This window comes from Pseudonocardia wallangbongensis (assembly GCF_054486945.1).
Window position 1 is genome coordinate 1 of record NZ_JBRERS010000004.1, and the last position, 23,269, is coordinate 23,269.

General features: G+C 73.7%; 26 protein-coding genes. 17 read left to right on the forward strand and 9 right to left on the reverse strand.

What is annotated here, in order from left to right; genetic code table 11:
* Positions 1–187 precede the first annotated feature (187 nt).
* From ACU436_RS15255 to ACU436_RS15270, 4 genes are all read right to left on the reverse strand, one after another.
* Entirely contained in the window at positions 188–577 is a 390-nt protein-coding gene (locus tag ACU436_RS15255) for an ATP-binding protein (protein WP_459025734.1), read from the reverse strand.
* Entirely contained in the window at positions 574–1,497 is a 924-nt protein-coding gene (locus tag ACU436_RS15260) for an MEDS domain-containing protein (RefSeq protein WP_459025736.1), read from the reverse strand. Before ACU436_RS15260 ends, ACU436_RS15255 begins: the two co-directional genes overlap by 4 nt.
* 61 nt (positions 1,498–1,558) lie before the next feature.
* On the reverse strand, positions 1,559–2,251 hold the full coding sequence (locus ACU436_RS15265) for a YdcF family protein (protein WP_459025738.1): 693 nt from the start codon (positions 2,249–2,251) through the stop codon (positions 1,559–1,561).
* 4 nt (positions 2,252–2,255) lie between these two features.
* Positions 2,256–4,343, reverse strand: coding sequence for a RecQ family ATP-dependent DNA helicase (locus ACU436_RS15270; RefSeq protein ID WP_459025740.1), 2,088 nt, complete (start codon positions 4,341–4,343; stop codon positions 2,256–2,258).
* Between the two features lie 264 nt (positions 4,344–4,607).
* Here ACU436_RS15270 and ACU436_RS15275 point away from each other — a divergent pair, with 264 nt between their 5' ends.
* From ACU436_RS15275 to ACU436_RS15290, 4 genes are read left to right on the forward strand one after another with little or no spacing between them, the layout of a single operon-like run.
* Positions 4,608–5,825: an MFS transporter gene (locus ACU436_RS15275; RefSeq protein ID WP_459025742.1), complete on the forward strand. Its 1,218-nt coding sequence runs from the start codon at positions 4,608–4,610 to the stop codon at positions 5,823–5,825.
* 48 nt (positions 5,826–5,873) lie between these two features.
* Positions 5,874–6,047, forward strand: a complete 174-nt coding sequence (locus ACU436_RS15280) for a hypothetical protein (protein ID WP_459025744.1) — start codon at positions 5,874–5,876, stop codon at positions 6,045–6,047.
* Between the two features lie 38 nt (positions 6,048–6,085).
* The gene (locus ACU436_RS15285; protein ID WP_459027002.1) at positions 6,086–6,955 is read left to right on the forward strand and encodes an AAA family ATPase; all 870 of its coding nucleotides are present in this window, start codon (positions 6,086–6,088) and stop codon (positions 6,953–6,955) included.
* 48 nt (positions 6,956–7,003) lie between these two features.
* A complete protein-coding gene (locus ACU436_RS15290; protein ID WP_459025745.1) occupies positions 7,004–8,443 on the forward strand; it encodes an AAA family ATPase in 1,440 nt (479 codons plus the stop codon).
* A gap of 77 nt (positions 8,444–8,520) precedes the next feature.
* Here the strand turns inward: ACU436_RS15290 and ACU436_RS15295 are convergent, their stop codons facing one another.
* Positions 8,521–9,258: an MBL fold metallo-hydrolase gene (locus tag ACU436_RS15295; protein ID WP_459025747.1), complete on the reverse strand. Its 738-nt coding sequence runs from the start codon at positions 9,256–9,258 to the stop codon at positions 8,521–8,523.
* A gap of 37 nt (positions 9,259–9,295) precedes the next feature.
* Here ACU436_RS15295 and ACU436_RS15300 point away from each other — a divergent pair, with 37 nt between their 5' ends.
* The 7 genes from ACU436_RS15300 to nadD all read left to right on the forward strand — a co-directional run bounded on the left by ACU436_RS15300 (position 9,296) and on the right by nadD (position 14,268).
* Entirely contained in the window at positions 9,296–10,714 is a 1,419-nt protein-coding gene (locus tag ACU436_RS15300) for a vWA domain-containing protein (RefSeq protein ID WP_459025749.1), read from the forward strand.
* 47 nt (positions 10,715–10,761) lie between these two features.
* Entirely contained in the window at positions 10,762–11,340 is a 579-nt protein-coding gene (locus ACU436_RS15305; RefSeq protein WP_459025751.1) for a TetR/AcrR family transcriptional regulator, read from the forward strand.
* A 28-nt stretch (positions 11,341–11,368) separates the two neighbouring features.
* Entirely contained in the window at positions 11,369–11,827 is a 459-nt protein-coding gene (locus ACU436_RS15310) for a nuclear transport factor 2 family protein (RefSeq protein WP_459025753.1), read from the forward strand.
* Between the two features lie 38 nt (positions 11,828–11,865).
* On the forward strand, positions 11,866–12,486 hold the full coding sequence (locus tag ACU436_RS15315) for an alpha-ketoglutarate-dependent dioxygenase AlkB (protein WP_459025755.1): 621 nt from the start codon (positions 11,866–11,868) through the stop codon (positions 12,484–12,486).
* A gap of 85 nt (positions 12,487–12,571) precedes the next feature.
* On the forward strand, positions 12,572–12,931 hold the full coding sequence (locus ACU436_RS15320; RefSeq protein WP_459025757.1) for an SPW repeat protein: 360 nt from the start codon (positions 12,572–12,574) through the stop codon (positions 12,929–12,931).
* Positions 12,932–13,065: 134 nt separating this feature from the next.
* The gene (locus tag ACU436_RS15325; protein WP_459025759.1) at positions 13,066–13,665 is read left to right on the forward strand and encodes a TetR/AcrR family transcriptional regulator; all 600 of its coding nucleotides are present in this window, start codon (positions 13,066–13,068) and stop codon (positions 13,663–13,665) included.
* A 9-nt stretch (positions 13,666–13,674) separates the two neighbouring features.
* Positions 13,675–14,268, forward strand: coding sequence for a nicotinate-nucleotide adenylyltransferase (gene nadD / locus ACU436_RS15330; protein WP_459025761.1), 594 nt, complete (start codon positions 13,675–13,677; stop codon positions 14,266–14,268).
* Between the two features lie 70 nt (positions 14,269–14,338).
* Here nadD and ACU436_RS15335 read toward each other — a convergent pair whose 3' ends face one another.
* The 3 genes from ACU436_RS15335 to ACU436_RS15345 are packed head-to-tail and all read right to left on the reverse strand — an operon-like array spanning position 14,339 to position 15,441.
* A complete protein-coding gene (locus ACU436_RS15335) occupies positions 14,339–14,776 on the reverse strand; it encodes an ATP-binding protein (protein WP_459025763.1) in 438 nt (145 codons plus the stop codon).
* Positions 14,777–14,783: 7 nt separating this feature from the next.
* The gene (locus ACU436_RS15340; RefSeq protein WP_459025764.1) at positions 14,784–15,161 is read right to left on the reverse strand and encodes an STAS domain-containing protein; all 378 of its coding nucleotides are present in this window, start codon (positions 15,159–15,161) and stop codon (positions 14,784–14,786) included.
* The gene (locus ACU436_RS15345) at positions 15,103–15,441 is read right to left on the reverse strand and encodes a hypothetical protein (protein ID WP_459025766.1); all 339 of its coding nucleotides are present in this window, start codon (positions 15,439–15,441) and stop codon (positions 15,103–15,105) included. The genes ACU436_RS15340 and ACU436_RS15345 overlap by 59 nt, the downstream gene beginning before the upstream one ends.
* Positions 15,442–15,598: 157 nt before the next feature.
* Between ACU436_RS15345 and rsfS the strand changes: the two genes are divergently transcribed.
* From rsfS to ACU436_RS15370, 5 genes are all read left to right on the forward strand, one after another.
* Positions 15,599–16,003, forward strand: a complete 405-nt coding sequence (gene rsfS / locus ACU436_RS15350) for a ribosome silencing factor (RefSeq protein WP_459025768.1) — start codon at positions 15,599–15,601, stop codon at positions 16,001–16,003.
* The gene (locus ACU436_RS15355; protein ID WP_459025770.1) at positions 16,000–16,626 is read left to right on the forward strand and encodes a histidine phosphatase family protein; all 627 of its coding nucleotides are present in this window, start codon (positions 16,000–16,002) and stop codon (positions 16,624–16,626) included. The genes rsfS and ACU436_RS15355 overlap by 4 nt, the downstream gene beginning before the upstream one ends.
* 10 nt (positions 16,627–16,636) lie before the next feature.
* On the forward strand, positions 16,637–17,365 hold the full coding sequence (gene octT, locus ACU436_RS15360) for a diglucosylglycerate octanoyltransferase (protein ID WP_459025772.1): 729 nt from the start codon (positions 16,637–16,639) through the stop codon (positions 17,363–17,365).
* A 71-nt stretch (positions 17,366–17,436) separates the two neighbouring features.
* Positions 17,437–18,285: a DegV family protein gene (locus tag ACU436_RS15365; RefSeq protein ID WP_459025774.1), complete on the forward strand. Its 849-nt coding sequence runs from the start codon at positions 17,437–17,439 to the stop codon at positions 18,283–18,285.
* A gap of 416 nt (positions 18,286–18,701) precedes the next feature.
* The gene (locus ACU436_RS15370) at positions 18,702–19,712 is read left to right on the forward strand and encodes a helix-hairpin-helix domain-containing protein (RefSeq protein WP_459025776.1); all 1,011 of its coding nucleotides are present in this window, start codon (positions 18,702–18,704) and stop codon (positions 19,710–19,712) included.
* A 14-nt stretch (positions 19,713–19,726) separates the two neighbouring features.
* Here the strand turns inward: ACU436_RS15370 and ACU436_RS15375 are convergent, their stop codons facing one another.
* Positions 19,727–20,266, reverse strand: a complete 540-nt coding sequence (locus ACU436_RS15375) for a hypothetical protein (protein ID WP_459025777.1) — start codon at positions 20,264–20,266, stop codon at positions 19,727–19,729.
* Positions 20,267–20,359: 93 nt separating this feature from the next.
* On the opposite strand from ACU436_RS15375, the gene ACU436_RS15380 reads away from it, so the two are divergent.
* Entirely contained in the window at positions 20,360–22,756 is a 2,397-nt protein-coding gene (locus tag ACU436_RS15380) for a ComEC/Rec2 family competence protein (protein WP_459025779.1), read from the forward strand.
* Positions 22,757–23,269 lie beyond the last annotated feature (513 nt).

Sequence of the window (23,269 nt, forward strand, 5' to 3'; positions counted from 1 at the left end):
CGATCTCCACATAGAGTGCGGTCAGGAGGGTGTCCAGGTCGTTCCTCACAGTCGATCATGGACACCCTCCACTCATGTCCCGGTTGATCGACACGCCATGTCCAAGGAATCGATCATCTAGTGTCCCGAACCGGAAGCCCGGTGCATAAATCCGTCGAGTTATGTGGTGGACTTTCGGTTCGGGACACTAGCGCCCTCGGCCGTCGAGCGACGCCGCCAGTGCGACGGTGGTGCCCTGGTCCCCGGGACCCGGACGTACCTTGAGCGGCCCGCCCAAGGTCTCGGCGAGCATCAGGCCACGACCGCGTCCGTTCGTGGGGAGCGTGATCGCGGCCGGGCCAGGACCTCGATCGGTGACCTCGCACCGCACCTCGCCGTCCACGGTCAGCGCGGTGAGCCGGCCCTCACCCCCGCCGTGCACGACCGCGTTCGAGGCGACCTCGAGCACCGCGTGGACGAACGCACCCAGCCTCGGTTCCTCCAGCCCCGTCCGCAGCAGCGTCATGAGGAGCCGGATCCGCAGCAGTGGCAGGTCGGGCCGGGTGAAGCCGAGATCCAGCAGGCGCCGTTCGGTCACGCGACGCCCTGGGCGCCGTCCGAGGCCTTCTTCACGACGAGCGCGATCTGGCGAACCCCGTCCGCGCCGAGTGCGCGCAGCACCATCTCCAGCGTCTGCTCGCACCGGATGACGAGCCGGTCGCCCTCGGGGAGCGCCGCGGCGAGATCGATCAGCATCCACGCGCAGTGGGCGTCCATGTAGCACATGTCCGCGAGATCGAGCTCGAAGTGGAGCGGGCCCTGCTCCGGGTGCCGGGCCAGTGCCTCGCTCAGGATCCGGGTGAACTCCTCCCGGGACCCCAGCTCCGCGGACCCCGCGATCCGGGCACCGCCGGGGTGCCGGCTGACCTCGAGCATGCCGAGGCGGTCGATCACCTGGACCGGGTGGACCCGGCGGGCGCCGGCCAGCATGCGTTCGCTGAACCGTTCCCGGTCGTACCAGCACAGGGCCGCGAACCGCGACGACTCGAAGAGTTGTTCCGCCGATCCCTCCCACGCCACCAGATCGTCGGCGCTCCACCCGGCCCGCGGCGCCCACGCCATCGAGATCGTGACCCGCAGCGCCTTGTAGCCGTCCCCGACGGCCTGCTCGATCGCGGCGGCGTAGGCACCGCGCTGGCGTCCGGCGTCGAAGTGCCCGTCCGGGAAGTAGAGCGGTGTGTTGCGGGCGACGACGAACTGGCCGCGCTCCTGCGCGGCGGCCGCCACCCCCGTGCCGCGGTCGAGGCGGGCGACCGCGGCGTCGTCGTTCAGGTCGTCCGGGTCGAGGACGAGCATCACCCGCTCTCCGCGCGCCAGCCCGATCTGGGCGAACGCCGTGAGAACCTCCCACCGGGCCTCCACGTCGTCGACGTCCACGCAGGAGTGGTCGCCCGGCTGCAGGCGCTCCACGGGGATCCGGCGCTCTTCCGTGACGTGGTCCTCGGCGTGCTCGATCACCGGGATGCCTCCCTGCTCACCGGCGCACGCCGGAGGAGCCTCCACAGAATAGTGAGCGGGGTCACCGCAGCCGTCGGCCGGATGGCGGCAATGCGCGGCTGGCGAAGCCCGCGGCGTGGAGCCGCTCACCCGCTGCGCGCACCTCTGCGGGTACCTCCTGCGGGACGGCGAACCCGCGCGCCGGGTACGCCACGATCCGCTGCAGGTCGCCGACCATCATGTCGACGACGAGACGCTCGTCGCCGATGCTCCGGACGTAGGCGTCGAAGTCGAGGGGTGCCGAGCTGCAGACGAGGTCCACCTCCGGCCAGAGCTTCCGCGCCGTGGCACGCGTCCGCCGTTCCGCGTAGGGCTTGGAGATCAGGAGGAGGGACCTCGGCCGGTACCCGGCGGTGGTGAGGAGCGCACGCGAGTTGACGATGTTCGCGCCGGTGTTCGTGGCGTCGGGGTCGAGGAGCATCGCCGTGCCGGGAACGCCGTGGGCGAGGGCGTGCTCGCGGTAGTGCACCGCCTCGCCGCGGGGGAAGCGGTCGCGGGTGGTCGGGCTGGACGCGCCGGTGAAGACGATCACCGGATACATCCCCCGGTGGTAGAGCTCGGCGGCGTGCGTGGCGACCCCGAGGTCGTGGCTGCCCAGGCCGACGGCCGCGTCGCAGGGGTGCAGCGCGTGGTCGAGGCGCAGGTAGTGCCAGAGCAGGAGCGCGTGGCTCCGCTCCTCGCGAGTGATCCCCGGGTGGAGGGGTCCCCCGAGCACCTTCTCAGCCGCGCTGGGCCAGCGCGAACGGCAGCACGGCCGACGCCCCGGCGCGGCGCAGCAGCCGGGCGGCGACCGTGGCCGTCCAGCCGCTGTCGATCACGTCGTCCACCAGCAGGACCGGCCCGTCCGGCAGCGCGAGCTCCGGCGGCTCGAACGCCGACCAGACGGCCGCGAGCCGCTGCGGGCTGTTGGAGTGCTCCTCGGGCCGCGGGCCGGCCGGGGCGAGGCTGCCGAGCAGGGGGAGGCGCCCGATGTCGGCGATCCGCCGGGCCAGGTGCTCCAACTGGTGGGGCCGGCTGCGGGAACCGATGCCGACGACGCCGACCGGCCGTTCCGCCCAGCCCCACCCGGCGAGCACGCGCACGCAGGCGTCGAGCACGTCACCGGGGACGGGCGCGTCGTCGCCGTCGACCAGCTCGCGCAGGCGGGTGCCCCACCCGATGTCGGAGAGGCGCCCGATCACGCGGCCCGGTTCGGCGAGCTCGCCCGCCGGGATCCGGCCCGACGCCGAGATGCCCAGCTCCGCCATGCCGCTGGGCCACTGCTTGCGGGGCGCGACCTCGACGCCCGGCCGGCTGATCCGTTCCTGCGCCGCCGCGGCCGCGCCGTCGCCGACGTCGGTGCTCCAGGCGGGGGTGGTGCAGGTGTCGCAGCGGCCGCAGCGCTCGTCGCCCGGGTCGTCGAGCTGCCGGCGCAGGAACTGCATGCGGCAGCCGGTGCCGTCGATGTAGTCGAGCATCGCCTGCTGCTCGGTGCGGCGGGCCTCGGCGATGCGGCGGTGGCGCTCCCGGTCGTAGACCCACTCCTCGCCGGTGGCCACCCACCCGCCCTTCACGCGGCGCACGGCGCCGTCGCTGTCGAGCACCTTGAGCAGCATCTCCAGCCGGGTGCGGGACAGGTCGACGCGCGTCTCGACGGCGGCCGTGGACAGCGCGTCCTCGCCGAGGACGCCCAGCGTCTGGCGCACCAGCGGCTCCGGCGGGAACGCGAGCGAGGCGAAGTAGGCCCAGATGTCGCGGTCCTCCCTCCCGGGCAGCAGCACGACCTCGGCCCGCTCGACGGCCCGGCCCGCGCGGCCGATCTGCTGGTAGTACGCCACGGGCGACGCGGGCGCCCCGAGGTGCACGACGAAGCCCAGATCGGGCTTGTCGAACCCCATCCCGAGCGCGCTGGTGGCCACGAGCGCCTTGACGCGGTTCTCGAGCAGGTCGGACTCGGCGGCGAGCCGTTCCGCCGGGTCCGTCTTCCCCGTGTAGGACGCGACGGGGTGGCCGCGCTCGCGCAGGAAGTCGGCCACCTCCTCGGCGGCCGCGATCGTGAGCGTGTAGACGATGCCGGCGCCCGGCAGCGCGTCGAGGTGGTCGGCGAGCCAGCCGAGGCGCTGGGCCGGGGTGGCCAAGCGGACGACCGACAGGCGCAGGCTCTCCCGGTCGAGCGACCCGCGTAGCACCAGCGGCTCACCGGAGGCCAGCCCCAGCTGCTCGGTGACGTCCACGACCACGCGGTCGTTCGCCGTGGCCGTGGTGGCGAGGACCGGGATGCCCGCGGGCAGCTCGGCGATGAGCGCGCGCAACCGGCGGTAGTCGGGGCGGAAGTCGTGGCCCCAGTCCGACACGCAGTGGGCCTCGTCGACGACGAGCATGCCGGCCGTGGCGGTGAGCTGCGGGAGCACCCGGTCGCGGAAGTCCGGGTTGTTGAGCCGCTCCGGGCTCACCAGCAGCACGTCGACCTCACCGGCCGCCACCGCCGCGTAGGTCTGCTCCCAGCCGGCCGTGTTGGCCGAGTTCACGGTGGCGGCCCTGATGCCGGCGCGCGCGGCCGCGTCGATCTGATTGCGCATGAGCGCGAGCAGCGGGGAGACGATCACCGTGGGCCCGGCGCCGTCGGCCCGCAGCAGCGCTGTGGCCACGAAGTAGACCGCCGACTTGCCCCACCCGGTGCGCTGCACCACGAGCGCCCGCCTGCGCTCGGCCACGAGCGCGTGGATGGCCGTCCACTGGTCCTCGCGGAGACGGGCCGCGGGGCCGGCGAGCGTGGCGAGCACGGCCTCGGCGCGCTGGCGGAGGTCCGACGTCACGGTGGAGGTCATGGGGCCATGGTGGACGAGGGCACCGACAGGCGTCCCGGCGGCGTCGAAGTGTCCGGTTCACGTCCTGTCGGTGGCCGGTCCCCGCTGCTAGCTTCGGATCACAGGGTCGGCGGGGGTTCGGCCCTGATTGGGGGTCCGATGAACAAGGATTGCGACACCGTCGTGCCGGCCTTCGGCACCAGGGTCACGTTCACCGGTACGAGGGTGACGTTCCGCTAGGAACTTCACAACCGGCATCCGCGCCCGGCCGGGCGCGGATGCCGCGTGGTCCCCCGGGGGGAAAAGATCATCGTCTACCGCCGGGTCGTCGCGGCGTCGGGCCTGGCGAACCTCGGCGACGGTGTCCGGCAGGTCGCGCTCCCGCTCCTGGCTGCCGCCATCACCCAGGACGCCGTGCTCGTCGCCGGGCTCACGGCGATCGCGTACGTGCCGTGGATGCTGCTCGGCCTGCCCATCGGCGCCCTCGTCGACCGCACCCGCCCCGAGCTCTTCGTGCTGTGGGCGGCCGTCTCCCGCGGCGTGCTGTTCGGCCTGCTCACGCTCGCGCTCCTGCTCGACGTCCGGTCGATGCTGCTCCTCTACGCCGTGGCGTTCCTGCTCGGCGTCGGCGAGGCCGCGTACGACAACGCGAGCCAGTCGCTGATCCCGCGCGTCGTCGACGACGCCGACCTGGAGCGGGCCAACAGCGCGCTCGTGAGCGTGGAGCGGCTCGGGCAGGACCTCGTCGGGCCGGCGGTCGGCGGTGTCATGTTCGCCGCGGCGGCGTCCCTGCCGTTCGCGGTGAGCGCCGCGGCCATGCTGCTCGCCGGCGTGCTCGTCATGGGGCTGCGCACGCCCGCGCCCGTCGTCGAGGGCCGGCCGACGCCCAGAACGGTTCTGCGGGAGGCCGCGGACGGGATGCGGTGGCTCCTCGGTGCCCGCTTCGTCCGCACGATCATCCTGACCGGCGCCGGCCTCACCTTCTTCACCCAGACCTGGGAAGGGCTGCTCGTCCTGCTCGCCGTCGGCCCGATGGGCACCTCGGAGACGGTGTTCGGGCTGATCCTCGCGGGCGGCGCCGTCGGCGGGATCGTCGGCGCGATGCTGACCGCGCCGCTCGTGCGCCGGTACCCGCAGCGCGCTCTCCAGGTCGTCGCCCTCGTCGTGGCCGCGGTGGGCAACTTCGTGCTCGCCGCGTTCCCCACCCCGGTGCTCGCCGCCGTGGTGCTCAGCACCACGAGCTTCTCGTTCGCCCTGTGGAACGTGCTGTCGGTGACGATCCGCCAGCGGCTCGTTCCGGCCGCCGTGCTCGGCCGGGTCAACGCGGCCGCCCGGACGCTCTCGATGACGGCGGCGCCGCTGGGCGCGCTGGCGGGCGGCGGGCTCGCGACCGCGCTGGACCTGCGGGCGCCGCTGTGGGTGAGCGGCCTGGCCATGGTGGTGATCACGGGCCTGTTCGTCGTGGCCACCCGGGACGTCGGTGCGGTGCGGGAACACAACTGAGAGACGTCACGGACGTGTGGAGTCACCCGGGCGGGGAATCCGGTCGGAATGAGCAGTCCTTCCTGGCCGTTCGCGGTGCGGCGTTGCACCCGATGCACGCGGGAGGCCGTCGTCGTGGTCACCTCGGACGACGGCCCCGGCACGGTGGCGGCCTGTTCCGAGCACCTGGAGTGGGTGTTCTTCCTCGGCGTCGACGAGTGGAGCGGGCGTCGAACGGCGTGACCCGACCGCGCCCGGCAAGGCACGATGGCCGGGTGAACCTGCCGCAGCCCGCGCTCTTCGCCTCGGTCGACGAGGTCGCCGAGCGCCTCGCCGGCGTCGACTACCTCGCCTCCACGGCCGTCGCCACCACCGTCTTCCTCGCCGACCGGCTCGGCAAGCCGCTGCTCGTGGAGGGCCCGGCGGGTGTCGGCAAGACCGAGCTCGCGAAGGCCGTCGCCGACGCCACCGGCTCGGGGCTGGTGCGCCTGCAGTGCTACGAGGGCATCGACGAGGCCCGTGCGCTCTACGAGTGGAACCACGCCAAGCAGCTGCTGCGCATCACCGCCGGCCAGGGGCACGAGTCCTGGGACGAGACCCGCGACGACGTGTTCTCCGAGGAGTTCCTGCTGCCCCGTCCCCTGCTCACGGCGATCCGGCGCACCGAGCCGACCGTCCTGCTGGTCGACGAGATCGACAAGGCCGACGTCGAGGTCGAGGGCCTGCTGCTGGAGGTGCTCTCCGACTACCAGGTGACCGTGCCGGAGATGGGCACGGTGCGCGCGGCCCGGCGGCCGTTCGCGGTGCTCACGTCGAACTCGACCCGCGAGCTGTCCGAGGCGCTCAAGCGGCGCTGCCTGTTCCTGCACCTCGACTTCCCCGACGCCGACCTGGAGCGGCAGATCGTGCTGACCCGGGTGCCCGAGCTCCCGGAGGCGCTGGTGGATGCGCTGGTGCGCACGGTCCGGGTGCTGCGCGGGCTGGAGCTGCGCAAGTCGCCGTCGGTGGCCGAGACCATCGACTGGGGACGCACCCTGCTCGCGCTCGGCCTGGACACCCTGGATGACGACGCGGTTCGCGCCACGCTCGGGGTGGTGCTGAAGCACCGGTCGGACGCGGACCGGGCGGCCAGGGAGCTGCGGCTCGACTGACGCAACTATGTAGATCCGGTCTATGTAGTTGTGAGCTACCATAATGGAATGCGTGCGTTCATCGGCCGAGCAACGGAGCTCGGGGTGCTGCAGAAGCGCCTCGACCGGGTCGCGAGGACCGGCGCAGGCGCGGCAGTCGCCCTTCGAGGCCGGCGGCAGGTGGGGAAGTCCCGGCTGGTCCAGGAGTTCTGTGATCGGTCCGGCGTCCCGTACCTGTTCGCCACGGCGACGAAGGGGGCCTCGTCGGTCGAGGCCGTCAGCACGTTCCTGGCCGACCTCCGGTCTTCGTCCTTGGCTGGATCGATCGACGTGGTGCCGTCGGGCGTCGCCGGTGGGTGGCCGGACGCCTTCCGGGCCCTCACCGTGGCCCTCCCGGATACCCCTTCCATCGTCGTGATCGACGAACTGCCGTGGCTGGCCGAGCAGGACGAGCTGTTCGACGGGGCCTTGCAGACGGCATGGGATCGCCTGCTCTCCCGACGCCCGGTCCTTCTGCTGCTGCTCGGGAGCGACATCCACATGATGGAACGGCTGACGGGCTATGACCGCCCGTTCTTCGGCCGCGCCGACAACATGGTCCTCGGCCCGCTCAACCCGGCCGAGGTCAGCGGTGCCCTCGGGCTCGAGGGGGCCGACGCCATCGACGCACACCTCATCACCGGCGGGCTGCCGGGCGTTCTCACCAGCTGGCCCCATGGCACACCCCCGCCGGACTTCTTGGAGACCGAGTGCGGCGACCCGGCCGCCCCACTGTTCAGCGTGCCCGAGTCCGCACTCCTGGCCGAGTTCGCGAATCCGGACCAGGCGAGGCGGGTGATCGAAGCGGTCGGCAGTGGCGATCGGAGCCACGCGACCATCGCTGCTGCGGCCGGCGGCCGCCAGGGACCGGTTCCCTCCGGAGCACTGTCGCCGCTGCTGAGACGTCTCGTCGAAGAGAAGCGTGTACTCGCCCTCGACCAGCCGCTCTCCACGAAACCAGGCCGGCCTGGCCTCTACCGGATCGCCGACAGCAACCTCCGCCTCTACCTCGGCATCGGGCGCTCCGCGCATGAGCAGGCCCGCCGAGGTCGGCCGGACGCGGCCGTCACGCTGGTGCAGCGCCGCTGGACGAGCTGGCGAGGTCGCGCCGTCGAGCCGCTGATCCGCGACGCCCTCGAGCTCGCGGCGTTGGCCGGTGCGCTGCCATGGCAGGAGGTCGCGACGGTCGGCGGCTGGTGGAACCGCCGGTTCGATCCCGAGATCGACCTCGTCGGGGCCGACCGTGGTCCCGTTGCACACCGCGTCGACTTCGTCGGGTCGATCAAGTGGATCAACAGCGCGTTCGACCATCGGGATCTGGGCACGCTCCGGCACGGCGCGACCCAGGTACCCGGCTTCGACCCGGAGAGCGGTTTGGTCGTCGTCTCGCTCTCCGGGGTCGTGGGAGTCGACGCCGCGCTGGTGTGGGGTCCTTCCGACGTCGTCTCGGCGTGGTCGTCGCCCACGTAGTCAGCCGAAGGACAGGTCCACCTCCGCGGTGACCGTCGGCGCGGTGGGCACCCGGGAGCGGTCACGCAGGGACACGCTCACCCCACCGTGACGGGGACGCCCGGAGGCGGCAGCACCAGCCGATCGGCCAGCCCGGCCGCGCCGAACGCGTCCCGCACCGAGTCCGGCCCCTGGGTGAAGTGCGTCCACTGCTCGACGTGCAGTACGACGACGTGCCGGGCGTCGAGGATCCGGGCTGCCTCCGCGGCGGCGTCGCTGGGCAGCGTGAGGAACCCGTCGACGAGCGGGGTCCGCGCCCCGCCCGCGAAGAGGACGGCGACGTCCACCGGTCCCGACCGGCGCGCCACCTCCCGGACGACGTCCAGGGAGGCGTTGTCCCCGCTCACGTAGACCCGCTGCGACCCGTGCAGCACGAACCCCGTCACCTCACCGACGAGGTGTTCCGTGCCGTCCGGCCCGTGCTGGGCGGGCACGCCGGTGATGCGGAGGCCCCCGACCTCGGCATCGGTCCAGGTCGGCAGCGCGGTGACGCCGGCGAGCCGTTCGGCCGCGGACCGGGTGGACAGCACCAGCGGGGCGGACGCGAGGAGCGCGCGGCCCGTGCCGTCTAGGTTGTCGGGGTGCTGGTCGTGGGAGAGCAGCACCGCGTCGAACGGCCCGACGTCCGCCGCCTGCAGCGCGGGCCCTGCCGTCTTGGTCAGGGCCCGGTCGCCGATGGGGTAGTTCCCGGGCGGGTCGAAGGTGGGATCGAGCAGCACCCGCACCCCGTCGAGCTCGAGCAGTGCCGTCGGTCCGCCGATGTAGACGATCTGCACATCGGCAGCGTGCCACGCGGGAGGGCATGATGGCCGGGTGGAGTCGGCGCTCACCGTTCCCGAGCACGGTCTGCCCGGGCATCTGGTCGACTTCGTCGGCGCGCTGCGCCGCCACGGCGTGTCGGTGGGGCCGGGGGAGACGGTCGACGCCGCGCGCGTGCTCACCGCCCTCGACCTCACGCACCGCGAGCACCTGAGGGAAGGCCTCGCGGCCTCGCTCCTGCGCCGGTCCGGGCAGCGGGACGCCTTCGACACGCTCTTCGACCTGTACTTCCCGGCGGCGCTCGGTGCCGGGGCGCGTCCGGTGGAGGTGCCCCGGGTCGACGACGGCCCGGTGGACGTCGACGCGCTGCGGGCCCTGCTCGCCGGCATGCTGCGCGACGGTGACACCGCCGCCCTCGCCGAGCTGGCCCGGGCGGCGGTCGACGCGCTGGGGCGCTCCGGCGCGTCCGGCACCGGGGTGCGCGGCGCGGCGGCGCAGCCGGGCTGGTCGGCCTACCAGGCGCTGCGGGCGCTCTCCCCGGAGACGCTGCTGGCGCAGATCGTCGCCGACCTGCGTGTCGGCGTCGAGGAGGAGGGGTTCGCCGACGAGATGCTGCGCCGGGAGATCCGGGACCGCATCGCCGCGTTCCGCCGGATGGTCACCGACGAGGTCCGCAGGCGCACGGCGGAGATCCGCGGCCGGGAGCAGGTCGCGCGCTCCGCGGTGCCGACACAGGCCGAGCAGGTCGAGTTCCTCTCCGCCCACGCCGAGCAGCTGGCCCGGCTGCGGCGGACGGTGCACCCGCTGGCCCGCCGGCTCGCGTCGCGCCTCGCGGTGCGTCGTCGGCACGCCAAGCGCGGCGAGCTGGACATGCGGCGCACGCTGCGGCGCTCGATGTCCACCGGTGGCGTACCGATGCGCCCGGCCTACCGAGCCCGGCGCCCCGGCCGGCCGGAGCTGGTGGTGCTGTGCGACGTCTCCGGGTCGGTCGCCGGGTTCAGCCATTTCACGCTGTTGCTGGTGCAGGCCCTGCGCGAGCAGTTCAGCAAGGTGCGGGTGTTCGCGTTCGTGGAGCGTGCCGACGAGGTCACGCACCTGTTCGAGCCCGGTGCCGAGCTCTCCGGCGTGATGCAGCGGGTGCTGCGGGAAGCCGAGCTCGTCACGTTCGACGGGCACAGCGACTACGGCGGCTCGTTCGGCAGCTTCGCCGAGCACTGGTCCGGCGCCGTCGGGCCGAAGACGTCCCTGCTCGTGCTGGGCGACGCGCGCACCAACTACCGCGACCCCAACCTGACGGTGCTGAAGCGGCTGGTCGGGCAGGCCCGGCACGCGCACTGGCTCAACCCCGAGCCGCGGCGGCAGTGGGGCAGCGGCGACTCCGCCGCCCTGCGGTACGCGGACGTCCTCCCGATGCACGAGTGCCGCACGGCGGCCCAGCTCGCCGACGTGGTGGAGGCCCTGCTGCCGGTGTGACCGCGGTAGCGTGGAGAACGCCCGTTCCCGCCGACGAGGACCCTGCCATGGCGCCGCTCGACACCGAGACCGCGCGTGCCCGCCTGCTCGACGCCGCGGAGGAGCTGTTCTACGCGCGCGGCATCCAGTCGGTCGGCATGGACGAGATCCGCACGGGCGCGGGCCTGCCGCTCAAGCGCGTCTACGCGCTGTACCCGGCCAAGGAACAGCTGGTCGAGGCCTACCTGCAGCGCCGGGACGTCCGGTGGCGGGGGCGGCTCGCCGCGGCCGTCGCGGAGGTGGCGGACCCGTGCGAGCGGGTCCTCGCGGTGTTCGACTGGCTCGGCTCGTGGTTCCGGGAGCCCGGGTTCCGTGGCTGCGCGTGGATCAACGGTTTCGGCGAGCTCGGGGCGGTGTCGGACGTGGTGGTGCTGCAGGCGCGGGCCCACAAGCAGGCCTTCGCCGACTACGTCGCCGGGCTCGTCGACGACGCCGGCCTGCCGCTCCGGCTCGGTCCGCAGCTGGTGCTGCTCGCCGAGGGCGCGATGGTCACCGCCGGCATCCTCGGCACGGACGCTCCGGCCGCCCAGGCGCGCGGGGCGGCGGAGGCGTTGATTGGAGAACGAGCGTTCTCTACGCTTCGGTGAGAACGCCCGTTCTCATCGAGGAGCTCCCATGGCCGACCGCCCCCCGCTTCCCCCGTTCACGCTCGAGACCGCCATGCAGAAGGTCCAGGCCGCCGAGGACGCCTGGAACACCCGGGACCCGGAGCGGGTTGCGGGCGCGTACAGCGAGGACTCGGTGTGGCGCAACCGGGACCGTTTCGTGCGCGGTCGCCGCGAGATCGTCGAGTTCCTGGCGGACAAGTGGAAGCGCGAGCTCGACTACGCACTGCGCAAGTCGCTGTGGACCTTCGCCGGCAACCGCATCGCCGTGCGCTTCCAGTACGAGTGCCACGACGCGGCCGGCGCCTGGTACCGCAGCTACGGCAACGAGAACTGGGAGTTCGACGAGCACGGCCTGATGGTGCGGCGGGAGGCCAGCATCAACGACCTCGCGATCGACGAGTCGGAGCGGCGCATCTTCGGCCCGCGTCCCGAGGGCGAGCGCGGCCTGGAGATCCCGCTGCAATAGAACTCGAACTGATGTTCGATTCGGCGTAGCGTGGCGGCATGGCCGCACCGGACCTCGCCTGGCAGCCCTCCCTGCTCGACGCGCCCGCCCTCGAGCTGGACCGGTCCTTCGTCGCGCTGCGCCGCCGTGGGCTCACCGAGGGGGCGTGGGTCGACCACGCCCCGGGGTGGTGTCGCGGGGCGGACGCGCTCTTCGCCCGCCTGCTGGCGGAGACGCCGTGGTCGGGCCGGGACGTGCGGATGTACGACCGCATCGTTCCCGAGCCGCGGCTCACGCACCGCTGGCGGTTGGACGACGGCCCGGCGCCCCCCGTCGAGCTCGCGGAGATGGCCGGCGTGCTGAGCGTGCGCTACGGCGTGGCGTTCACGCAGGTCGGGGTCAACCTCTACCGCGACGGCGCCGACAGCGTCGCCTGGCACGGCGACCGCGTCGCGCGGGAACTGCCGGAGGCCGTCGTCGCGCTGGTCTCCCTCGGCGCGGTGCGCCCGTTCCGGCTGCGGCCCGCGGGCGGCGGGCCGTCCGTCGCGTACCTGCCCGGCCCGGGAGACCTCCTGGTCATGGGTGGAACGTGTCAGCGCACGTGGCAGCACGCCGTACCCAAGACGCGAGCGGCGGCACCGCGGATCAGCATCCAGTTCCGCCACGCCTACGTCACCTGATCGGGTGTTCCGCACGTCATCTTGACCGGGCGGCCAGTCAAAGCGCATGATGATGTCATCTCCTCACGAGGGAAGGGTGAGTCTCATGACCGGGACATGGCATCGGTGGCAGGACTGGGCGGCACTCGTGATCGGCGTGCTGACGGCCTTGTCGCCGATCGTGGTGTCCACCGACACCGCCGCTCTGTGGTCACTGATCGTGTTCGGCGTGCTGATCGCCGTCGCCGCTCTGTGGTCGCTGGCGCAGCCGGGTTCGGTGGCCAGCGAGTACGTGCACGGGGTGCTGGGCGTCCTGCTGTTCATCTCGCCGTGGGTGTTCGGGTACGCCGACATGGCCGGCGCCGCCTGGACGTCCTGGATCGCGGGCGTGCTGACGGTCGCGGTGGGGCTGGCCGCCCTGCCGGCGGCCAACACCGAGCACCGCGGGCTCGCCGGTCAGCACTGACCGGAACACGCCACCACGAAACACCGAAACACCGAAACACCGAAACATCGAAACATCGAAACATTGAGACGACGGCCGCGGCCCTGGTTGGCCGCGGCCGTCTCGCGCGTACAGGATGGGCCGGTGAGGAGCACATGAGCGACGTCCCGCCGCCCGAGGAGCCCGCAACCCGCGAGCGGATCCTCGCGGCCGCCGAGGAACTCTTCGCCGAGGCCGGTTTCGACGCCACACCCACGTCGCGCATCGCGGAGCGGGCCGGGGTACCGAAGGGCCTCGTCCACTACTACTTCAAGCGCAAGCCGGACCTGCTGTCCGCGCTGGTCGAGCGGCTGCCGGAGGACCGCATCGACCCGGCAGCGGTCGTCGTTCCGGGCGACGTGGCGGCCAGCCTGCACCGCCTCATCGACGCGTTCGACCAGGCGCTCGACTCGTCGGCCGTGCTCTCCCACCTCCTGTGGCGGGAGTCCGACACCCACCCGGCGGTGCTCGACGCGCTGCAGGAACGCTTCGACCGCATGGTCGGCCAGATCCGGGAGGTCGTCGCGGCCGCGCGCCCGGTCGACGGTCCGCGGGCCGACGTCGACTGCGCGGCGCAGCTGCTCGCCTCGGCGATCAGCTACCGGCACTCGGTGGCGCGGCACGCCGAGGACGGGCAGGAGACCATGCACCGCGAGCTGCGGTTCCTCGCCGACGCACTGGCCGCCGGGGCGGGTGCCGGGAGCGGCGTCGCTTAGTCTTGGGCGGTGAGCCGCAAGATCGGCGTGATGGGCGGGACGTTCGACCCGATCCACAACGGGCACCTCGTCGCAGCCAGCGAGGTGGCGAACGGGTTCGGTCTGGACGAAGTGGTCTTCGTGCCGACGGGGCAGCCGTGGCAGAAGTCCGACCGCGCGGTGAGCCGGGCCGAGGACCGCTACCTCATGACGGTCGTGGCCACCGCGTCCAACCCGATGTTCTCGGTGAGCCGGGTCGACATCGACCGCCCGGGCCCCACCTACACCGCCGACACCCTCGTCGACCTGCACGCCGAGTACCCCGACGCCGAGCTGTACTTCATCACGGGCGCCGATGCGCTCGGCCAGATCCTCACCTGGGAGCGGCTCGACGAGCTCTTCCGGCTCGCCCACTTCGTCGGCGTGACCCGGCCGGGGTACACGCTCGAGGACGACCACCTGCCCGACGGCGCCGTCTCCCTCGTCGAGGTCCCGGCGATGGCGATCTCGTCCACCGACTGCCGCCGGCGCGTGGGGAACGGCCGCCCGGTCTGGTACCTCGTGCCGGACGGCGTGGTGCAGTACATCTCCAAGCGCCGCCTCTACCAGGACGAGAAGCCCTGACGGATCGCTCGGCGGGGCGGCGGACCGGTGATGTCGATGCCGACGGCGGGCGAAGCCGTAGCGAGGCCGCCTAGAACTCCCCGCCCAGCAGCGGCGGCACCTTCGCGCTCGTCAGCAGCATCGTGGTGCCGTCGGCCTCGTGGGTCACCTCGATGGCGTCCATGCAGGAGTGGATCATCAGGAGGCCGGGCCCCTCGAAGCCCTGGGGCTCCGGGGTCCAGTGCTCCCCGCCGGCCACCGCCACGAGGACCCGTCGCCCACCGTCCGACTCGGCGTACTGCCGCGCCGCGACCCGCACCTCCGCGCCGATGGCCGACGGATGGGTGTGCTCCACCGCGCTCGTGACCGCCTCGTTCACGGCCATCACGACGTCGTCGACCTCGCGTGGCGGCCAGCAGAGCGCCCCGAGCCACCGTCGGAACCGTTCGCGCACGACCGACAGCGACACGGGATCGGCCATGAGCACCATCGAGATCACGTCGTCCGGCGGGTGCAGCGGGTTGTCCACGAACTGCTCAGGCCGCGACGGCCTCGTCGACGGTGCGGAACAGCGACAGCACCTCGTCCAGGCCCATCGTGCGGATCGGCCGGATCACCGGCCGCGCCGGATCCACCACCACGCGCAGCGGCGCGCCCATATCTCGGCCGTCGTCGTGCAGCGCGACGAGCAGGCCGAGCCCCGAGGAGGAGAGGAAGTCGACCTTCGTCAGGTCGAGGATCACCGGCTGCTGCGCCGATTCGTGCAGCGCCGCGTTGCCGGCCTCCATCAGCCGTCCTCCCGTACTCAGGTCCACCTCGCCCCGTACGACCAGCACCAGGCAGCCGTCGCGGTCGTCACGCTCGATCGTCATCAGTTGCTCGGCCGGCGGCACCCCGCCGAGTGGGCCGTTCATGCTGGCGCAGCGTACAGCGATTGGCGTCGGTGTCGTCCGTTCGCGGCCCCCCTGGCGTGGTAAGCCGGGTGGATTCGCGCACAACACGGTGGGCGAGCGCGACGACCTCGCGGAGTCCGCGCCGGTCGAGCAGCCGCGCGACGTCCCGCGCGGCGGCCTCCGCGACGCCGTCCGGGTGCTCCGCGTCCTCGGCGGCGTCCATTCCCCCAGCGGGCCGGGTCTGCTCGTCGGACTGCGCGACGCCGATGGTCCCGTCGGTCGCCCCGTTGGTCGCAGTCATCGGCCCTCGCAGCCCTCGGACGTCCGCACACCGACCTCATTCCCGCTTCCACCGCACGGGAAACCACCACACGCCGGACCGCGTACCAGAGCCACCGAACGGGGCTGGGACAATGGGTGGGAGCAGGTGGGCCTGACCCGCCGGGGAAGGGGAACGGGTGACGGCGACCGACGACGCGCTCGACATGGCCCGGGTGGCCGTGGCCGCCGCGGCGGACAAGAAGGCGCAGGACATCGTCGTACTCGACGTGTCCGACCAGCTCGTGATCACCGACTGCTTCGTGATCGCGTCGGCGCCCAACGAACGGCAGGTGCAGGCCATCGTCGACGAGGTGGAGGAGAAGCTGCGCGCCCACGGCGCGAAGCCCACCCGCCGCGAGGGCACGCGCGAGGGACGCTGGGTGCTCCTGGACTTCGTGGACGTCGTGGTGCACGTCCAGCACTCGGAGGAGCGCGGCTTCTACGGGCTGGACCGGCTGTGGAAGGACTGCCCCCGGGTCGCGTTCCCCGAGGCCGTCGTCAACTCCGAACCGTCCGCCGACGCGACCAGGCCGACCACGTGAGCCTGCGCAGGGTGGTCCTGCTGCGCCACGGCCAGACCGACTACAACGTCAACGGCCGGATGCAGGGGCATCTCGACTCCCTGCTCACCGAGACCGGCGTCGAGCAGGCGAGCGCCGTCGCCCCCGAGATCGCCCGGCTGGCACCCGACCGGCTGATCAGCTCCGACCTGCGCCGGGCCGTCGACACCGCCGACCTCGTCGCCGCGGCGTGCGGCCGGCCGGTCAAGCTCGACGCCCGCTTGCGGGAGACCCACCTGGGGGAATGGCAGGGCCGCACGGTCGCCGAGATCGAGGACGCCTGGCCCGGGGCGATCGCAGCCTGGCGCTCGGACCCGGCGTGGGCGCCTCCGGGCGGGGAGTCCCGCATCGAGGTGGTGCGCCGCTCGCTGCCCGTCGTCGAGGAGCTGGACGACGAGTACGGCTCGTCCGAGCCGGAGATCACCGTCGTGCTGGTCGCCCACGGCGGCCTGATCGCCGGACTGGTCTGCGGGCTGCTGGCACTGCCCGCCACGGCATGGCCCGCGATCGGTGGCATGGGCAACTGCCGGTGGGCCGCGCTGGCCCGCAGGTCCGACCATCCGCGCTGGCGGCTCGCCGGGTACAACGTCGGCATCGGTACGTGACCGCCCGGCCGTGACGGCGAACGGCCCGGTGCTGCTGGTGCTCGCAGACTCCCTCGCCTTCCACGGCCCGGAGCGGCCAGAACCCGCCGACGACCCGCGGCTCTGGCCCAACGTCGCCGCCTCGGCGCTCGGCGCCCGCGCGGAGATCGTCGCGGGCACCGGGTGGACCGCGCGGCACGCGTGGCACGCGCTGATCTCCGATCCGCGCGTGTGGGCCGTCCTGCCGGCCGCCGACGCGCTCGTGCTGGGTGTGGGCGGGATGGACACGCTCCCGTCCCCGCTGCCCACCGCGGTGCGCGAGCTGATCCCGGTACTGCGGCCGGAGTGGCTGCGCCGCCGCGTCCGCGCGGCCTACCTGCGCGCGCAGCCCGCGCTCGCCCGGAGCTTCGCCGCGGTCCTGCCCGGAGGCGGGCCCGTGGCACTACCCCCACGGCTCACCGTGCAGTACCTGGAGCGCTGCCGCAGCGCCGTCCTCGCGGTCCGGCCGGGCCTCCCCGTCGTGGCCGTGCTCCCGCCCCCGCACCGCGCCGAGTGCTACGGGTCGGCCCACCCCGGCCGGGCGGCCGGCGAGCGGGCCACCCGGGCGTGGGCGCAGGCGTCCGGTGTGGCGCTGCTCGACCTGCCCGCCCTCGTCGCCGACCACGTGCTGGGCGGCCACGGCAACCCGGACGGGATGCACTGGGGCTGGGACGCCCACACCGCGGTCGGTGAGGCGTGCGCCGGGTTGCTGGGGCGCTAGTGGTTCCCGCCGGACGTACCGGGTCGAGATGCGTGCCGTACTTCCGGCGGGGACCACTAGGCTCCGGCGTCGTGCCCGTCGCCGTCGTCACGGACTCCACCGCGTACCTCCCGATGGGGGTGGCGGAGGACCAGGGGATCAAGGTCGTCGCGCTCGAGGTCCGGCTGGGTGACCGGGTCGGCCGCGAGGGCATCGACATCGACGCAGCCGAGCTGTCCGTGGCACTCGCCGACCGACACCTCGACGTGCAGACGTCTCGACCGACACCGGCCGAGTTCACCGCCTGCTACCGCGCCGCGTTCGACGGCGGAGCCGACGAGGTGGTGTCGGTGCACCTGTCGCGGGAGCTGTCCGGCACTTGGGACACGGCCCGGTTGGCCGCCGAGGAGTTCGGCCTAGACCGCGTGCACGTCGTCGACTCCCGGTCCACCGCGATGGGGCTGGGATTCGCGGTGCTGGCCGCGGCCGATGCCGCACGGGACGGGGCGACGGGCGGCGAGGTCGCGGCCGCCGCCGAGGCCGTCGCGGCGCGGTGCCGCCTGTTCTTCTCGGTCGAGACGCTCGACCGCCTCCGGCGCGGCGGGCGCATCGGTGCCGCCGCCGCCCTCGTCGGCACCGCCCTGGCGGTGAAGCCCCTGCTGCACGTCGCGCAGGGCCGCATCGTGCCGCTGGAGAAGGTCCGCACCACGGCCCGCGCCGCACAGCGGCTCGTGGAGCTCGCGGTGCGGGCGGCGGGGGACGGACCGGTCGACCTCGCGGTGCACCACCTCGCCGCGGCCACGCGGGCCGAGGAGGTCGCGGCCCGGCTACGTGAGCGGTTGCCGCAGGTGGCGCGGCTGCTCGTGTCCGAGGTCGGTGCCGTGATCGGCGCGCACGTCGGGCCGGGCCTGCTCGGTGTCGTGGTGGTGCCGAGGGGCTAGTGTCCCGGACCGAACGTCCACCACATAACTCGACGGCTCAGCTTCCCGCTGGCCGCACCGGCGAACCGCCCGAGTACGCCCGGTACGAGGCCGGCTCGCCGGCGCACCCAGCGGAAACCTGGATCCGCCGATTTATGCACCGGACTTCCGGTTCGGGACACTAGCGGAGGGTCTCCACAGCCGTGCGTCGCGGTCGGGCCTGTCGCCGATCAAGGGCAAACGGTCGTCGGTCGATCTCCGAGTTGATCGCAGCGAGCAGCACGCCAGTGATCGGTATGCGAGACGACCGGAGCGTCCAGCGGGCAACTGCGACAGTTCTTCCCGCCGCGCAGCGAGTCATCCACCTCGTACCCCGCTCATCCACAGCTCGCCAGGAAATCCGTTCGCCACCCTCGCACCGATCTAGCGTCGGCCACATGACGCGATCCGAGTTCCTCGTCCTGCCTGCGTCGCCCGAGCCGGAGGGCGGCCCCGGAACCGGCGGGCTGGGTGAGGGTGGGGTGTGGCCACCGCCGCGAGCGGAAGGAGGCTCGGCGAGTCCGAACCGGCTCGATCCACCCACGGTCCCGATCCTGCTGGCCGGCATGCGCGAGGCGCAGCCGCGGGCGGGCCCGCCCCGGTCGCTGCACCACCTCGTGCCGGACGACGAGCCGATCGCCGTGGAGCGGGATCGTTCCCCCGAGCAGGCCCCGGATCCGCTCGGCCGGGTCGCTGCCGCCTTGCGCCGGCTGGCGCCCGCGGCATGGCGCGGCGCACGTGTCGATCCCGGTCGGCCCGGCGCCACGGCGCTCGCGCTCGTCGCGGCAGTGGCTGCCGTGGTGGCGGCCGTGGGGGTCTGGTTCGAGCGGCCGCGGGCCGAGCCGGTGCCGGACCTGCCCGCGGTCACCGTGTCCGCTGCCGAGCCCGCCGCGTCGGTCGCGCCTGCCCCGGTCGCGCCTGCCCCGGTCGCTGCCACCACCGCCGCAGCGCCCACCGCGCCACCGGCCCTGCTCGTGGTGAGCGTGTCGGGCAAGGTCCACCGGCCCGGCCTGGTGGAGGTGCCGGAGGGCGCCCGTGTCGCCGACGTGCTCGACGCGGCCGGTGGTGCGCTTCCCGGCACCGATGTCAGCGGCCTCAACCTGGCGCGCCGCGTCGCCGACGGCGAGCAGGTCGCGGTGGGTGTTCCGGCCGCACCGGACGCCGCCCCGGCTCCGGCGCCCGGCGCTCCGCCGCCGGCGGCGGGCGGGGCTCCTGCCGGCAAGGTCGACCTCAACACCGCCACCGTCGAGCAGCTGGACACCCTTCCCGGGGTCGGCCCGGTCACGGCGCAACGGATCATCGAGTGGCGCACCCGCAACGGCCGGTTCACCCGGGTGGAACAGCTGCGGGAGATCGAGGGCATCGGGGAGCGCCGGTTCGCCCAGCTACGGGAAGTGGTCACGATGTGAGGTTGCCGGGCCGCTCATGCCCACCACCTCTCGACCGGCGCGACCGGCGCGGTGATGTCGGTGTGGCACGCCAGCAGCCGCAGTGACCGTTGTGTCTCCGGGTGGTTCGGCCCCAGCACCGCGAGCTGACCGTCGATCACCAACGCGAGCAGCGCGGTCGCCCGCACGCGCTGGCCCGTGTGCAGGAGCACGTGGGCGAACGTGCAGGTCCAGCGGAGCGTCAGCGGGTCGTACGGCCCGGCCATCTTCTCCAGCTGCTTCACGTACACGTACAGCTTCACGGCGGCGTCGTCGAACCGGCCCGCGTCGATGTACCTGCACGCCCGCTTCATGATCCACGCGTCCATCGCCCACTCCGCAGTGCCGACGACGTAGGCGATCCCGAGCCCCACGGCGAGGGAGACCGCCAACGTCCGCACCCACCGCGGCGTGGCATCGACGCCCCCGACCAGGACGGTGATCCCGATGCCCGCGACGAACAGCACCACCGCGCCCACCCCGATCACGACGGCCGGGGGCACGGACGTACGGCGCCGGAGTCGCTTCGAGGTCATCGGTCCTCCCGGGGATGCAGCCACGCCGGGTACGACCGACGACGGAGCACGTCGGTTGGGGTGGGCCCGCGACGGCGGCATGGCGTCGGGCACATGACGCTCACCGTCCGGCCGCGAACCTCCGACCTCGACCCGGTGCGGCGCCCGCCCGACCTGCGCCTGGTGCCGGCGGCGCTCGCGGTGTGGGCCGTCGTGCTGCTGGGCATCGGGCTCGGGCCGGTCGCGGGCGTGGCCGTGCTGATCGGGTGCGCGCTGCTCGTCGGAGCCACGGTGGCGCGCCACCGTGGGGCGGCCCGAGCGGGCGTGATCATCGCCGCGGGCGCCGGCGCGGCGGCAGCACTGGTGGTCACCGCCCACACGCTGCTCGTCGCGCAGCACCCGCTGCTCGGCCCCGCGGAGCGCGGCGCCGCGGCCGCGTTGCGGGTGGTCGTAGCCGACGACCCACGGCAGCTGCGGAGCCTGGGTTACGGGGCCCGGCCCGGCGAGGCGAGCCAGGTGCTCGTGCCGGCGGTGCTCCGACACGCCGAGGTCGGCGCCGCAGGTTGGGCGGTGGGTGGTCGGGTGCTGCTGATCGCACCCGCCGAGGAGTGGGCGACGCTGCTCCCGGGTCAGGTCGCCACCGCACACGGGCTGCTCGCACCGGCGGGGCGCCGCGATCTCACGGTCGCGGTGCTGCGGGTCCGCGGCCCGCCCGGGGAGGTCTCGGCGCCGCCGTGGTGGCAGCAGGCGGCGGGCGGGCTCCGGGCCGGCCTGCGCGACGCCGCGGGCGTGCTGCCGCCCGCGCAGGCCGGGTTGCTGCCGGGCCTGGCCGTCGGCGACAGGAGCGGGCTCACCGCGGAGGTCGAGGCCGACTTCCGGGCCGCGGGGCTCACCCATCTCCTCGCGGTGTCCGGGGCGAACCTCGCGATCGTGGCCGGCGCGGTTCTCGCGCTGCTGCGCCTGCTGCGGGCCGATCCGCGGATCGCGGCCGGCGTCAGCGCGGCCGCCGTGCTCGGGTTCGTGGTGCTCGCGCGGCCGTCGCCGAGCGTCGTGCGGGCGGCGGCCATGGCCGCCGTGGTGCTCCTCGCGCTCGCCATGGGGCGGGGGCGGTCCGCGGTCCCGGCGCTGGCCACAGCGGTGCTGGTGCTCCTGCTGGTCGATCCGGCACTGGCCGTCGACCCCGGGTTCGCGCTGTCGGTGCTCGCCACCGCCGGGCTGGTGCTGCTCGCGCCGGGATGGTCCGATGCGTTGCAGCGGCGTGGGGTGCCGCGGTGGGTGGCCGAGGCGCTCACCGTGCCTGCGGCCGCGTTCCTCGCCACCGCTCCGCTGATCGCCGGGCTGAACGCGCAGGTGAGCCCGGTCGCGGTGGTCGCCAACCTGCTCGCCGTGCCCGCCGTCGCGCCGGCCACGGTCCTGGGAGTGCTGGCCGCGGTGGTCTCGCCGCTCGGCGCGTTCCCGGCGCAGGTGTGCGCGTGGGCGGCGGGGCCGGCCGCCTGGTGGCTCGTGCTGGTCGCCGACCGGGCCGCGGCCGTGCCCGGCGCGGTGCTCGGCTGGCCCGGCGGGCCGGCGGGCGCGGTGCTGCTCGGCCTGCTCGTGCTGGGGCTGCTGTGGTTCGGGCGGTCACCGCGGTGGCGGGCGCTGCTCCTCGCCGTCGTGCTGGGGCTCGCGCTCATCCTGGTGCCCACGCGGATCGCACCGCCAGGGTGGCCGCCCCCGGGCTGGGCGGTGGTGGCCTGTGACGTCGGTCAGGGCGATGCGATCGTGCTCGCCACGGGCCGGCCCGGGTGGGTCGTGCTGGTCGACGCCGGGCCCGAGGACGGCGCGGTCGACGCGTGCCTCGACCGGCTCGGCGTGCAGGGCATCGCCCTCGTCGTGCTGAGCCACCTGCACGCCGACCACGTCGGCGGGCTGGCGGGCGCACTCCGCGATCGCGCGGTCGCCGGGGTGGCCGTCGGCCCGGTGCGGGAGCCGGGCTGGGCGCTGCGGGAGGTGGCCGGCACGGCATCCGACGCCGGTGCGCCCCTCGTCGCGCTCGCCGCAGGCAGGCGGCTGGAGTGGCCGGCGCTCGTCATCGACGTGATCGGCCCGCGGCATCCGGCCGTGTTCGTCGACAGCGAGGACGGCACGGCGGTCAACGACGGCTCGCTGGTGCTGCGCGCCCGCACCCCGGCCGGCACGGTGCTGCTCTCCGGCGACGTGGAGCTCGCCGCCCAGGCCGACCTGCTCGCATCGGGCACCGACCTGCGGGCCGACGTCCTGAAGATGCCGCACCACGGCAGCCGGTACACCTCGGTCGCGTTCCTCAATGCGGTGTCCCCGCGTGCAGTGCTGGTCAGCGTCGGTGCCGGCAACAGCTACCGACACCCCGACCCCGGCCTGATCACGGGGCTGGAGCGGGCCGGGGCCGCGGTGCGCCGCACCGACACGGCCGGGGACATCGCGCTGGTGGGGCGGCCGACCGAGGACCTGCAGGTCGTCTCCCGCGGTTCCCCGCTGCCGGCGCCGCCGTGAGGCCGGGGTGGAAGGCCGGCACTTCCGTGATGTGACCGCGGTTGTTGGTCGGTCCTGACCGCACCCAGCACGGGTTGTTCGTCAGGTCCGGCGGAAGTCGCGGAGAGCCCGAGCCTCGCATCGGGCCGGCTATCGGCCCGAATTCGACGCCCGGCGTGCGAACTGCGGCGCGGCGGAGAGCGGACGAGAGCGATCGTGGCACCATCCGGAGGGGGCCTGGGTGTTCCCGTTCCGCTACGGATGGGGTTTCCGTTCCGTCGCCGATCGGTGATCCACGGGGAGCGTCGCCGCACCGTCCCCGGACTGGCCGGGCACCCGTCGAGTCGACCCTCGCGAAGCTAGGAGATCGCATCCGCCGTTGGGTTCTGGTAACCTCCTGGTTACCTTGATCTTCGGGTCGAGGTTGCCGGGCTCGCCGCCGGTTGCTGACTTTGCGCAACTTGCGAGTCGAGACCGCATGAACCGCCAGGCGTGGTGTAGTCGCCCGGCTGTGGGTCGCTGCCTCAGGCGCGA